Consider the following 14,399-nt stretch of genomic DNA (forward strand, 5'->3'; position numbering starts at 1 on the left):
ATGTGCTTAGGATACAGAAAAATCATCAGTCAATTTGATTGATCATCTCAAATTGCGATTTTGAGCAGAAAAGAAAAAGAGGCTTTAAATGATCTTTGAAAGGTCTTTGAAGATCCTTTGAGAACCACTTTAAAACTCTTTGAGAAAAAATAAATTGGTACAAAACCTAGTGGCAAAATATACAAAACCCGCTGGCAAGCTACAGCTGGCAAGCTACATACAGCGACACTGGCTGGGGAACTTGGATTCGAACCAAGATTGACGGAGTCAGAGTCCGCTGTTCTACCATTAAACTATTCCCCAATAAGCCAATTTTATCATCTCTAGCAGATTCTACAGTGTAGGCAAGCGCAAAAAATCTTTAGATTATCGATAATAAAGAGCAATAGGAATGTCATTGATTGTTTTGATTTGAATATCAACATCATAAATGTCTTTAAGAATTTCTGGTTGCATAATTTCTTTGGGAGTTCCACAATAGGCTGCTTTGCCATTTTTCAGTGCAACAATCATATCTGAATAAGATGAGGCAAAATTAATATCGTGCATAACAATAAGAATGGTTTTTTTCAGTTCATCAGCTGTGCGGCGTAACTGCTTCATCATAGAAACGGCATGTTTCATGTCCAGATTGTTTAATGGTTCATCTAAGAGAAGATAATCAGTATCTTGGCAGATAACCATGGCTATAAAAGCGCGTTGACGCTGACCGCCAGAAAGCTCATCTAAAAAACGGTCTTTTAAATCTTGTAAGCCGAGATAGCGTAGCGAACTGTCGATAAATTGTTTATCTTCATGTGTATACCAGCCTTTTGAATAAGGATAGCGTCCGAAACTTACTAAATCGTACACGGTTAAACGGAAGGATAAAGGATTATCTTGACGCAGAATTGAGAGTTTTTGAGCCAAAATATCGTGGGGCATTTTATCAATATCAAAGCCGTCGATATGAATTGTACCATTATGGTGTGGCAAAAGACGTCTTATCAGCATTAAAAGAGTTGATTTTCCCGAACCATTTGGCCCAATGAGAGAAATAATCCCCCCTTTGGGAAGATGAAGGCATAAATTATCGATAATCAATCGTGCTCCGTAAGCCTTGGAAAGATGATTGATCTCAATCATTTTAGTTTTCCCTTCATCAGTAACATTAAGAAAACAATTCCCCCACAAAATTCAATGATAAAACTTAAACGTCCTGCCATGTGAAAAATTTGTTCTAAAATAAATTGTCCTCCCACCAAACAAATAATCGCTAATAATATTGCAATCGGCACAACAACACAGTGTTTTGCTTGAGGAGAAAGTTCATAGGAAAGGTTGGCAACTAACAGTCCAAAAAAGGTGACGGGGCCTACTAATGCGGTAGAAATGGATACGAGAATGGAAACAAAAATAAGGACAGCTGTCGCACTTTTGTGGTAATTAACGCCAAGATTGAGGGCATTTTCACGTCCCAAAGCTAAAATATCAAGAAGATGACGGGAATGCCATCCAATCAGACTCACAATGAAGATAATGATTGTGGCAAAGCTTATTAATGGTGTATTGAATTTATTAAAATTTGCAAACATAATATCGGTTAAATTCATCATTTGGTCTGGATTTAGTTGCAATTGCATAAACATCCGTAAACTGAAAAAAAATCCGCCTAAAACAACACCGATTAAAAGCGTCAAATGAAGCCCTTTTAGGCTTCCTGAAAAGAGCCAGCGAAAAAGGCTTATTGAAAAAAGAATAAGAATGAGGGCTTCGAGAATGAGTTGTCCTTCTTCATTTAAAAAGGGCAAAGAAAGAGAGCCTACAAAATATATCAGAACAGTCTTTATTAAAATATAAAGCTGATCAAATCCCATAATTGAAGGGGTAAGAAGACGGTTATTAACGATTGTTTGAAATAAAACCGTAGAAACGCTTATTGCATAGGCAATAAGAAGCAGAGAGGAAAGTTTTGTAAGACGAAATGTCCATGTATAAACATTGATATTCCACGTCATGTAAAGACTAATGACAGTACATGCTATGATGATAAGTGTTGTTAGTACACATATTGTTTTTTTTCTTCTATCCAAGACGCTTTCTCCAGCGTAAAAGCAGTATCATAAAAATAAAACTACCGATTACACCCATCATAGTGCTGATGGGAATTTCAAGAGAGGGATGAATTATTCGTCCTACAAGATCACAAATTAAGACCAATCCTGCACCGCTGATGGCCACCCAAGGAGCGGTACGGCGCATATTATCGCCCATGAAATTTGACACAAGGTTGGGAACAATGAGTCCAACAAAAGGAATACGGCCAATTGTACAGACAACAACAGCAGTGATTGAGGCGACAATAAAAAGACCAAAAAACATGACAGCACGATAATTCAATCCAAGGTTATTGGTTAAATCTTCTCCCAAACTTGCAACTGTAAAGCGATCAGCAGTGAAATAGGCGAGAATACAAAGGGGAAGGGATAGCCATAAGAGCTCATATTTTCCTTCAAGAACCATTGAAAAACTGCCAAATAAGTAAGCTTGAAGAGAGGGAAGTAACATTTCATAATCTGCAATGGCATTGGTTAAAGAGCCAATAATATAGCTGAGCATAATCCCTGTAAGGGGTACAATGAGAGCAGATTTTAGAGGAATGCGGCGCAATAAAAACATAAAAAGTAAAGTGCCTGTCATGGCAAAAAGTGTCGCAACGACCATTTTTCCTAAAACAGAAATATCGGGCAGAAAAATCATAATGAAAAGAATGCCAAGGGAAGCAGATTCAACAGTTCCAGCGGTTGATGGCTCGACAAAGCGATTGCGTGTCAATAGTTGCATAATCATACCTGAAAGTGCAAGTGATGCACCTACTAAAAGGATTGCAATGGTACGAGGAAGACGTGTTTGCCAAAAAATAAGCCACGCATGGGGATCTGCTGCGAAAAGGTCAGAAGGCGTGACATCAGAATAACCAACAAAAATGCTGAGGATAGACAGGAGAATGAGAAGTGTTATGGTTATCCAGTAATTCTTCACGTTAAATCATTTTCTAACAAAACCTAAAAAAGCAAAGACTGCTTAATAAACAATCTCTGCTTTTAAATTTTATTTATATAGCAAGCAAGCTCTTTTGTACGCTTATTTGCTCTTTGTAAAGGCTTCATTGATCTGCTTAGCGGTTTCAATGAGTCCCGTTAAACCACCACTTGCACGATACCAGCTCCAAGAGTCCAAATAAATAATTTGATTTTGTTTGCTTGCTGTTGTGCGGTGAACAAGCTCATTGTTAAGCAATTGTGCTGCAGATTGCCCTTCACGTCCAATTGCGGCATCCCGATCAATCACCAACAACCAATCAGGATTTGTCTCAAGAATAAATTCAGGAGAAATGAGCTGTCCATGTTTTTGTACAGTGAGTTTATCGGTTGCTGGGGCAATTCCAAAAGCGGAATGCAAAATATCAAAACGTGATTTTGGTCCTAAGGCACTGATTTTTCCACCAGAGGTCATGAGTACAAGACCTTGGCCTTTTCCTTTAGTATTTTTACGAACTTCAGCTAAAGTTTCATTTAGTTTTGCAATTTCTGCTGCAGCTTCTTTTTCTTTGCCAAAAATTTTGCCAAGGATAGACACATTCCGTTCAATATCTGCAAGAGAGTTTTCATTTCCTACAGTTAGATCAATTGTTGGAGCGATTTTGGATAAATCGTTATATTTTGCTTGAGTTCTGGAGGAAATGATAATCAAATCAGGTTGAAGAGTGGCAATTTTTTCATAATCGGGTTCAAAAAGGGTACCAATTTTTTCATATTTTGCATCATCAAATTGTTGCAGATAGGATGGTTTTTTTCCTTCAGGAATACCGATAACCGCTTTGATACCAAGGCGATTCATATTATCAAGAGAGGCAATATCAAACACAATAACCTTTTGCGGAGAAGCGGGAACAGGAGTCGTGCCTGAAACATGATTAATTGTTACATTTGTTTGAGTACTCGTATTTGCAATACTTGTCTGTGTCCATAAAGCTGTTGCAAAGCTGGTTGCAATCAGTAAAACAGAAGTCATCCGTTTCATATATTTTATCATCGTAATTTTATCCTTTTATCTAATATTACAAGGGTTTGCGCACTTAAAAACTTAACTTTGGTATTTTATGCACAAAATGAAGCGTAGATAAATAACACTATGTTGTAAAATTGACCAACATATGTTAAAAATTGTTCACTTACCTCATTTTCACTTAATTCCAGTGTTTTTGCAACATTATTTAGAAAGTTTGACATATGATCAATGTATTTAAAAAGCGTACAAGTCTGTACGCACTGACAGCGAGTGCTCTTTTCCTTTTACAAGGTGTTGATGCTTCGATAGCGAGTGGTGGTGTTCCTGGTGGTGCTGGCGTTGGCGGCGTCCCTGGTGTTGGTGCTGGCGCTGGTGTCCCTAACGCTGGCGTTGGCGGTGCTGGTGGACTTGGTGCTGGCGTTGTCCAAGGTGGGGGTAGCGCCACTGTATGTAATGTAGCGAGTTATAAAGGTTTTAATGATCCTTTATCATCTGTTGTTTGTAATGATGGAACAGAACACTCAATGAAGTATAGTACGGTTATGGTGACAAAGAATGGTGCTAATGCTTTAGCAGTGGGAAGGTTTGCTGTTGTTGGAGGATCAGCAAAAACTACTAAACCGACAATTGTTAAATTGTACTCTTCATCTCTTCTGAATCGATCTGCTTCAAATGCTGACCAGAATGCAATGCCGCAGTATGGGAGCGCTGTATTTGCATCACAAGATGGAGTGGTTAAATTGGAACACTCATCGAGTCGTGATTTTGACACTGGGCTTTACGCTTCATATGGTGGAAAGATCGTTATGGAAAGAGGGCTAATCCGTAGTGCAATTATGGGTGCTGAGGCTGTGAATGAATCACTTATTATGTTGCGTAATACAGAGATTATTGTGTCGGGACAACAGTGGAGTTTAGGTAGTAAAGATGAAGAAGATGATCTTCAAGATAATGATGCAACTGGTTTGCGTGTCGCCAAGGGATCAGTAATAGATATGAAATTGGGGAAGCTTATTGTACCGATAGGTGTAAGTGTAGTTGTGGCAGAAAACGGAGGAATCATTCAACTAGATAATGTTAGTGTTACATTCAATGAAAGCAAACCTAACGCTGCAGCACAGGAATTGACTAGCCTTTTATCTACAGATTCAGGTTTTATTTCCTTTAAAAATGGAAACATTAATCATTCAAATACTATTGGTGTGTGGGCCTTTGACAATGAAGGTAAAGATTCTAAGAATAATAGAAGAAATGATGCTACAAGCGTGAAGCCTATTGAGATAAATGAACCCAGTACCGAGTTTCTTGCTTCTTCAGACTATGTTAACTATCTTATACCCAAAATTTTAGGGAAAAAGACAAGGGCAGGAACCGCTGAAGAAAGAGCCGCTGAAGAAGGAGCCGCTGAAGAAGGAGCCGCTGAAGCGGACTTTAGGGTTGGGGTTTCTATAAAATCTTCAACTATTAACTTGAGTGGAGAAAGGTCTGTTGGCGTATATTTTGATAATCAAACTGATGATTCAGAACAGAGCCAAAAAAGTAACCAATTACAAAATAAGGAATCTGTAGTTCTTTTGCATAACACTACTCTTAATGTTCCAGATGGTACAGTCATTTTAGGTAATAATATGAGAGGCTCTGTCCTTATAGATAGCGGATCGAATGTTTATGGTAATTCATTCTTACATGCTAAATTTACTTCTGAAGTGTCGGTTTTTGTTAATGATTCTATAGTTAGAGGTGAAGCTGATGTTGAAAAAGGTTCTCAGGGTAAGCTTTTTTTGTTCAATGGATCGAAGTGGCATTTAACGAAAAGTAGATTTGGAAAGCATAATAGCAGTTGTGAGGATTCATGTGTTTCATTTGTAAAACTTGACAATTCTAGTATTTCGTTTTTGCCTTTACAAAATGATGCTAATCAACAAAATCATAGTCATCAACTGCTTCGTATAGGAAATGGGGAAGGCACAGTTTACACCGCTTCTTGGGATTCTCATATTTATTTCGGTGCATCTGTGCCAGCTGATGCATCAGAGGCATCTCGATTATCTGATAGGCTTTTAATTCATGGTGATGTTTCTGGTCAAACTAAGGTGCATGTGCTTCCAATTAGACAAAATGGTGATGTTCAACGAGGTCAGGATGCCCAAGGTTATAAACCTCAGAGTATTTCAATTATTCAGGTTTATGGGGAGGCGAGGGAAGATTCTTTTACGCTGAATGATGCGTATGTTACGATAGGCGGTTTACCTTATCAGTATGTCCTTCGTGCTTACGGTCCAAAGCCTTCTTCGGAGATGAAGTATTTCGATGAGGCTTTGGTTGTGAGCGGTAAAGATGTTTGGGATTTTCGTTTAGAAGATAAAAATTTGCCCTATGAGCCTAGTTCTCTTCCTGTCTTAGGCAGCAGTAGTAAGAGGGAGGATGCAAATACTCCTTCCGTGCAATCTCGTGAAACTGAGGGAAGTGAGGTAGGTAATTCTTCTGTAGGGACAAGTCTTCCATCTGGAACTCCTGATGTTCCTGGGGGAAGTTATGGTCAAGAACTGGTAACAAGTGATGGACGTACGAGTATTTATCTTCTTGCTGGTGATGTGAGTGAATATTCTCGCCAGAATGCAAATGAAGTGGAATATACTATAGTAGGTTACGATGATTCTGATACAGGTTATGGTGATTATAATATAGTTGATGTGAATTCTCTAGGTACAGATAGATCTTCTTCATTACCGGAAGCAGAAGATAGATTAATGGTGACAACAGATGAAGATGGACTTACTCAGACTGTTGAGCCTTCCTCGACAACTGAGGAGGCTGTTGATTCGAGTCGAACGGTTAGTCGGAATGAAGCAGAAAATGATATAGTAGGTCATAATACTTCTGATACGGTTGGTGTGAATTCTGGAGCTCATAGAACTGAGACAGGTGATGAAGATCATACAGACGGTGGATATGAAGGATATTATGATGTAGAGAGTGAAGCATCTGAAGCTGTAACGCCTCTTCTTTCTCCTACTACTATGTCTTCTGTTACTTCTACTGTACTTGGGGGGGACGCATCTACTGATCTTGTAAGATCTGAGGCATCTGGGCATAGCGTATATCCTGTTTTATCCAATTCATCTCCTTCATCTATAGATTCGGTAACTTTAATACCTTCAGGAGCTGATTCACTTGGGAGATCTGATCTAGGCAGGATTTCTGTGATATCGGCAGATGGGGTTTCTGGAACATCTGAGTATCATACTGTGTCGAATATGCTGACACCTATAAAATCAGCAGCTTCCATGAAGCCTTCTACTTCTGAGACTTCCGCAAAACCTGTTGCGCTTTCTGATGTATCTGCTGGGAGTATTCTTATGCTTGGTAGTTCTGATAATGGAAATGTTCCTTCTAAGGAAACGATTTCTTCTACATGTGATGATATGAATAATGGTGAAGAGAGATCACTGACTACTTATTTGTGTAGTGATGGTAAATCGCGGACGATAAAAAACTTTACGTTGAAGGCAAGTGATAAAACTCAGCATCCTATGCATGTAAAAAATCAGGATACGGTTATTAAGTTAGAGGGAGCTATCATTAGTGGTGCAGATTTTTCTGACAGTGAAAATAATGTTGATTTTGCTACATCAAAGCGCGTGAGTGCTGTGCTTGCAGAAGACAATGGAGAAGTTGTTTTGGATAAGAAATCAAAAATCCAATCTTCTGTGATTGGGCTTGAAGCGCAAAGTGGCGGAAAGATTAAGATGACTGGTGGGACAGTTGATGCGCTTTATGTGGGCGCTTTGGCTGGTTCTGGATCATCTGTTAATTTAAAGGATACGAGAATTAACGTAACGGGAGATTTGGTTGCGGCTGGTCTGGCGAGTAAGGCTGGTGAGATAACAATGAATACTGGAGCTATTACTTTGGCAAAGGGAGTGGCTGTGAGGTCAGAAGCTGGGGGAAGCGTTAGGTTAGATAAAGTGGACATTACTGTGAAAAAATCAGCAGAAAAATTAGATTCTGTAGATAATTTTGCACGCGCAGCTTTTCTGTTGAGTGATAATGCTTCTGTTGATTTTAAGAATGGAAATGTTGTTACTGATGCTCATGCTTTGTGGGTTATAAAGGGTGATGATGTGGTTGAAACGGGTTCTTCTAGGAAGAAGAGATCTTCTGAGGTTCGTCCTACCGTGAATCACGCGAATATTGAGTCTTCTATTGTTAGAGTGGAAGGAGATGGAACCTATGGCATATATTTTGATGGGGTAATACAGAAAGAAGCGAGTCAACAAAATCGAAGTAAGGATTTAACAACTGAGAAAGCAATTGTTGTTAAGCGGAGCGCTGTATCCGAACAGAAGAAAACACCTATAGGCATAGCAGGGACAGTTTCGTTGAAGAAAACTGATTTTGAAGTTGCAAAGGGTACAGCGATTTATGGTAATAATTCTAGTGGTCATGTTTTATTAGAAAATAAAACAACTCTTACTGGTGACTTATTATTGAAGGCTGAAAATGATTCTAATATATCAGTTTCGGTTGATAGCTCTATTGTTACAGGCGATGTTCGCGTTGATAAAAGTTCTTATGCAAAATTAGATTTGGCTAATAGTTCACGGTGGGTTCTTAAAAGAAGTGCGCAGAAGAATTTGGGTACTCCAGATTTAGGATGTGTAGGTTCATGCGTTCCTTCTGTGAGACTTATAAATAGTGCTATTGATTTTAGATCTTCCGAATCTGAAGGGAGATATCAGACTCTCCATATTGGAAATGGGAACGGCACAGTTTATGAGGCACAGGGTGATGCTGTAATTCATCTCAATGCACGTTTAAATCCTCATGATCCGAGTGATCAACAAGTAACGGATCGACTTGTCATTCATGGTGATGTTTCTGGAAAAACAAAAATACATGTACGAGGTGATGCGGGCAATGTAGGAGATGCTAGAGCGAATGGAAAGATTGCTCACAGTGTTTCAGTTATTCAGGTCTATGGTCAAGCGAAGAAAGATTCTTTCGAACTCGATGGCAATTATGTTGCACTGAGCAACTCACCTTACAAATACACTCTTCGTGCTTATGCTCCAAAAGCGACTTCGAAACAGGAGCATGTTCAGCAGAAGTTTGTTAAGGATGGTGGAGAGTTTTGGAACTTCCGTCTAGAAAATCAGTATGTTAAGTCTATGAGATCTGCTGCCCTTTCTGAACAATTTGTAAGGTCTGTTGTTCCACAGGTTCCAACTTATCTTGTCTTGCCTAATAGTGTATTCCACGCTGGTTTGATGGATATCAGTAATCAAAACAAGCAGTTGGACACATTGCGGATGACTTCTAATGGAATGGTAGAGATTCGTGAAAATCCTGCTTTATACTTGCGCGGCTATGGTGGAAATTACCGTTATGCTTCGGATCTGTCCACGCTTGAATATGGTTACGGAGGTGATCTTGACTATCATGGTGTAGAGGCAGGTGTTCTGCTGCAAACTATTGAAAGCTCTGATAGCACTATATCCTTTGGTGTTATGGGAACTTATGGAAAACTTTCTCTGCAGCCTTTGAATGTTGAGCAAAGTAAGAAGAGTGCATTTGATAAATGGACTGCTACGGTATATGGTAGCATGCAGCATAATGTTGGCTTCTATGTCGATGGTCTTTTATCCTATGGTCTGTTCAAAGGTGATGTTCTCACTCTTGCACGGGGTAAGACAGCAACATTAAAAGGTAATCCTTTGAGTGTTTCTTTAACTGGTGGTCAGACAATTGAGACAGGATATAAGGGCTTTGTCTTTGATCCGCAGGTTCAAGTTGTGTATCAACATCTCCAGTTTAATAAGGCCCGTGATATTGACAATTTTAATATTGAAATGGGTAACCTTGATCAGTGGGTGGCACGTGTTGGTGGACGCTTAACCAAGACTCCTACAGGCTCTGAAGGCGTGAATGCTGTTGCTTTCTATGGTAAGCTTTATCTTGCTCATGGTTTTGAAGGAAAACAGTCTGTGCATTTCAAGGATGCTTTCAAGTTAGGAGCTTTTGGTTCTTCATTAGAGGCTGGATTAGGCTTTAATGCCAAATTGTTGCCACAGTTCTCTCTACATGCTGACGTTCTCTATCAACATAAGCTTAATAAGGCTGGTTTTTCGGGAACAAGTTTTTCCGGAGGAGTGCGTTATCAGTTTTAATATAAGGTACAGTATGTACTTTTTAAAAAAGGCAGCACATTGTGCTGCCTTTTTTCTTTGTAGCAACTTGTGTTGCTCTTAAAAGCTTTTCGTCTTCTTGATTGAGCAAAAAAGACATAGTTTTGTTTTATGCATGAGAGCACTTTTCTACGCTAAAGCGAATTTTTTAAAGTTTATGCTGCTACTGATACGATAGAGTGCTTCGCTTTTATCGGCTTTTTAAGCGTTCAGTAGTCCAGTATGCGTTAGGTTATCCTTTTTGGTACTGATTGATATTATCTAATATAATATTTGATGTTTTCTAAAACTCGTTTTTGAGAGTTTGTTTTCCACTGATTTAACTCATTGTTTTATTTATCTCCTTGTGGATTAATTTTTAAAGTTCACAAGGTTTAGTTGTTTTTTTAATTAATTGCACGCACTGATTTTATTTTTTCTTTACACGAAATACAGAATGCATTATACACTTATAAAGTGTGATTGTTTATTATTCTCTTATAGGTAGTTTTGGCGTAGAGCTTCTGCCAAATCTATTGGGGTAATTCATTGCACAGTTCAGATGAGCATGAGGCATGTTCTTTTTGTTACACTTTTCGTGTTTTGAGGTGTGCAATGGGATGTTTTGCAGGTGCTTTTATTTTTAATGAGAGGGGAAGAAAAGTTTCGAGGGAACTATGATTAAAGTTTTTAGAAATCATCTATGTTTGTGTGCTTGTACAACAGCTATCCTCTCTTTGTTTCAAAATGGAAGAGAAGTTTATGCGGCTACAGAGGAGGTCGGTAAACCTTATGTTATAACTGTTACTCCGATTAAAGGTATTCGTGTTATTTCTGGTTCTCATCTTGGTGGAAGTAATGCGTATAAGCCTCCTTTTAGGGGAGAGAGTGGGGATAATTATTATCCTCCTAATATGATTCCTGTTCGCAATAACGATGAGGGTATTCGTGGGGGGAGCGATTATCGTAAGCTGAGTGGAGTGGATGGAGAGATTGGGCGTAAGGATAATGTAGATAACTCTGTTAAAGATGCAGACTCTGATGGAAGAGGTGTGAGTCCTAGGTTTTATTACTATAATGGGTTGTATTATATATGCGATAATTGCGGGGATCCTAAAGAGGAGCCTAAAATTGATAATAAATCTTATAAAATTACGAATGAGAACGTTTCCAATTATCCTGATAATCCCACCGCTATAACGGTGAAAGGAATAGGCACAAGGGTTAGTGCGAAGGATGTAGCGGTTAGTAGTCAAGTTGCTGATAAAACTTTTCTAATGGGGGTGCATGTATTAGAGAACGGTAAGATTGTTTTGGAAGATCCGATTATCAAAAATACAGTTATAGCCCTTCGTGCGAGTGATGGCGTGATTGAGGTAAAAAATGGAAAGATTAAGGAAAGTCATGAGGGTGTTGATGCAGCAGAGAACTCGTTTGTTCTTTTAGAAGATACAGAAATTAAGACCGCTAATGGGAATGCGAGTCTTTTAAGTTATGATCATTCAGAAATTTGGATGTCAGGTGGATCAGTTGATTTTATGAACAGCCATGGGGTTTCTTCGACGTTAGGTGGAAAAGTAAATCTCGAGAATGTTAAAATTACTGGGAAAGGTGACAAAGGTAAGGATCGTGCGGTTGTGCATACGGATTTAGGGGGGGTGGTTAATTTAGAGGGTACGACTATTCGTGCTATGGATGTCCATGGCATATTATTAGAAAATACAGTCAATTCTATTCCTCTGCAGGAAGTTAAAGATTTATCAAATGAAGATTCTGATTCAAAGATTCCTGTGACTGAAGTTAATATGAAATCCTCTTCTGTTACTGTAAAGGGTAAGGGATCTTATGGTATCTATTTGCGGGGAGAGAAGCCATGGAGTGAAGGTGGGGATAAAAAAGAAGAAATTTCATCAGAGGAAGAAAAAGCTTTACCACGATTAGAAGTTGTTAATTTGGATAAAACAGAGTTTTCTGTTTTAGACGATGCGGCTCTTTATGGTAGAAACATTATTTCTGGTGCGGTGGGGTTGGTGCACAGCACTCTTCGTTCAGGGAATTTTTTATTAAAAGCTGAGGAAGGTGCTTCTATAACAGTTTTGGCTGATGCTTCTACTCTTGAAGGTCGCACACATGTTGATAAAAATTCTAATGCCGAACTTTATTTGGGAGGCCGTTCTAAATGGATTTTACAACAACCGTTGAAAAAAGATCAACATGAGGCTGCCCATGATTCTTCTATTTCACTCGTTAGTCTTATGGGTGAGAGCTCTATTAATTTTAAAAGACATGAATCTTCTTCTGCTGATGATTATCAAACCCTTCGTATTGGAAAGGGAAAGGGTGAAGTTTATAGAGCACGGGACGGTGCCTCTATTTCCCTTAATACATACTTGAATAGTGGTGGTGCTCTTGATCATCAAAAGACTGATCGTGTTTTAATTCATGGTGATGTTTCGGGAAAAACAAAGCTCCAAGTGCATGGGGTTTCAGGAAGTCCAGGAGGATACACGGGAAGGGGAGGAAATGATGAAGGTATTTCAGTCATTCAGGTTTCTGGACAAGCAGAGCAAGATTCTTTTCAGTTGGAAGGTGGTTATGTAGCATTAGATAAATTACCTTATCAGTATAAGCTTTATAGTTATGGTCCAAGGTCTCATTTAGGAAAAGCAAACATGGATCAAAGATTAGTTGAAGGGAACGGAGAATTTTGGGATTTTCGCCTTGAAAGTAGATCTATAGATTCTGATGTTAAACCTAAACCAGATCCTGCTCCGAAGCCTTTTCCTGACCCAATTCCAGGACCAGAACCTTCTCCGGAGCCTCATCCTAAGCCGGGAGTTAAGGCTGTTGTTCCGCAGGTTCCGACTTATCTCCTTTTGCCTAATGCCTTACGCCATATTGGTTTGATGAATGTGAGCAATCAAAATAAGCGATTAGAAGCTTTACGAATTCCTTCTGGGGGTTTATTAGAAAGTCGTGAAAATCCTTTCTTTTTTGTGAGCGGTTATGGCGGCAATCATCGTTATACTTCAAATCTTTCCGCGCTTGAATATGGTTATGGCGGCGAGCTTGATTATAATGCCATAGAGGCAGGTGTTTTGCTGAAAGCAATCGAAAATATGTATGGTTCCACTTCTTTTGGAATTATCGGGGCCTACGAGAGATTTTCTTTGCAACCTTTGAATGTTGAGCAGAGTCAAAAAAGTACATTTGATAAATGGTCAGTTACAGCATACGGTGGTATGCAGCATGATGCGGGTTTTTACGTTGATGGTCTTGTGTCTTACGGTTTGTTTAAAGGTGATGTTCTAACAACTGCACGTGGCAAGACGGCAACATTAAAGGGAAATCCTTTAAGCGCTTCATTGACTGCTGGTAAAACGTTTATGGTGGGGGAGGACGGTTTTGTTTTTGATCCGCAAGTTCAAGTTGTTTATCAATATCTTCAATTTAATAAAGTGCCTGATGTGGATGGCTTTGATATTGAGCTGGGAAAGCTTCATCAGTGGATAGGGCGTGTTGGAGGGCGTTTAACAAAGAGGCTGGTCGCAACTGATAAGGCTCAAGTTGTCTCTTTCTATGGCAAGCTTCATCTTGCTCACGGTTTTGAAGGAAAACAATTTGTGCATTTTAAAGATGCTTTTCAGCTAGGCTCTTTTGGTTCTTCGTTAGAAACCGGATTAGGTTTTAATGCCCAATTGTCTCAAAACTTTGCGCTTTACGGTGATTTGGTTTATCAGCACAAGCTAACGAAAGCTGGTTTTTCTGGAACTAGTTTCTCTGGTGGTTTGCGTTATCATTTCTAGAGTTGTTGCTGTTTCTGATTAATCTTTGAAAAAGCCACAAGTATAACTTGTGGCTTTTTCTCATTCTCTATTCATTTTGTGTTATAGCTTTTTTACGAGAGTGTAACTTCGCATATCTTTAATATGCTTTTGGGTTGGACTTCTTTCATTTTTTTGAAAAGTTTGAAGAGTTTGTACGTTATGGTTTCAAAACGCGTATTTCAGAGTGATTATTATATTATTTATTATATGCCGATTGATAAAGATATTTTTTAATTCAGAATGCGGAAATATTTTCAATGCTCTTATGATGAACCCATAAAAAGCATTCCTTTGCATATTATGTAAGATTGGCAAGTGGATAATTGTCTGAGAAAGGAGTCAATATAATTTTGGA

At 38.8% G+C, this 14,399-nt stretch carries 6 protein-coding genes and 1 tRNA gene; 2 read left to right on the forward strand and 5 right to left on the reverse strand.

From position 1 onward, the window contains the following. Positions 1-229: 229 nt before the first annotated feature. From ACFIKY_RS07195 to ACFIKY_RS07215, 5 genes are all read right to left on the reverse strand, one after another. A tRNA-Gln gene (locus tag ACFIKY_RS07195) sits at positions 230-303 on the reverse strand. A 63-nt stretch (positions 304-366) separates the two neighbouring features. After that, the gene (locus ACFIKY_RS07200; RefSeq protein ID WP_375661594.1) at positions 367-1,125 is read right to left on the reverse strand and encodes an ABC transporter ATP-binding protein; all 759 of its coding nucleotides are present in this window, start codon (positions 1,123-1,125) and stop codon (positions 367-369) included. After that, complete coding sequence (locus tag ACFIKY_RS07205) at positions 1,122-2,072, reverse strand: iron chelate uptake ABC transporter family permease subunit (RefSeq protein WP_375661595.1); 951 nt, start codon at positions 2,070-2,072, stop codon at positions 1,122-1,124. The genes ACFIKY_RS07200 and ACFIKY_RS07205 overlap by 4 nt, the downstream gene beginning before the upstream one ends. After that, complete coding sequence (locus ACFIKY_RS07210) at positions 2,065-3,021, reverse strand: ABC transporter permease (protein ID WP_375636427.1); 957 nt, start codon at positions 3,019-3,021, stop codon at positions 2,065-2,067. The genes ACFIKY_RS07205 and ACFIKY_RS07210 overlap by 8 nt, the downstream gene beginning before the upstream one ends. A 102-nt stretch (positions 3,022-3,123) precedes the next feature. Next, positions 3,124-4,074 (reverse strand): siderophore ABC transporter substrate-binding protein, encoded by a 951-nt coding sequence (locus tag ACFIKY_RS07215; protein WP_375661596.1) that lies wholly within the window; start codon positions 4,072-4,074, stop codon positions 3,124-3,126. Between the two features lie 197 nt (positions 4,075-4,271). Between ACFIKY_RS07215 and ACFIKY_RS07220 the strand changes: the two genes are divergently transcribed. Together ACFIKY_RS07220 and ACFIKY_RS07225 are read left to right on the forward strand one after the other, a co-directional pair. Then, entirely contained in the window at positions 4,272-10,220 is a 5,949-nt protein-coding gene (locus ACFIKY_RS07220; protein WP_375661597.1) for an autotransporter outer membrane beta-barrel domain-containing protein, read from the forward strand. A 674-nt stretch (positions 10,221-10,894) separates the two neighbouring features. After that, complete coding sequence (locus ACFIKY_RS07225) at positions 10,895-14,023, forward strand: autotransporter outer membrane beta-barrel domain-containing protein (protein WP_375661598.1); 3,129 nt, start codon at positions 10,895-10,897, stop codon at positions 14,021-14,023. Positions 14,024-14,399: the final 376 nt, after the last annotated feature.

It is taken from the genome of Bartonella sp. CR127HXZ, assembly GCF_042194555.1.
Classification (GTDB): Bacteria; Pseudomonadota; Alphaproteobacteria; order Rhizobiales; family Rhizobiaceae; genus Bartonella; species Bartonella grahamii.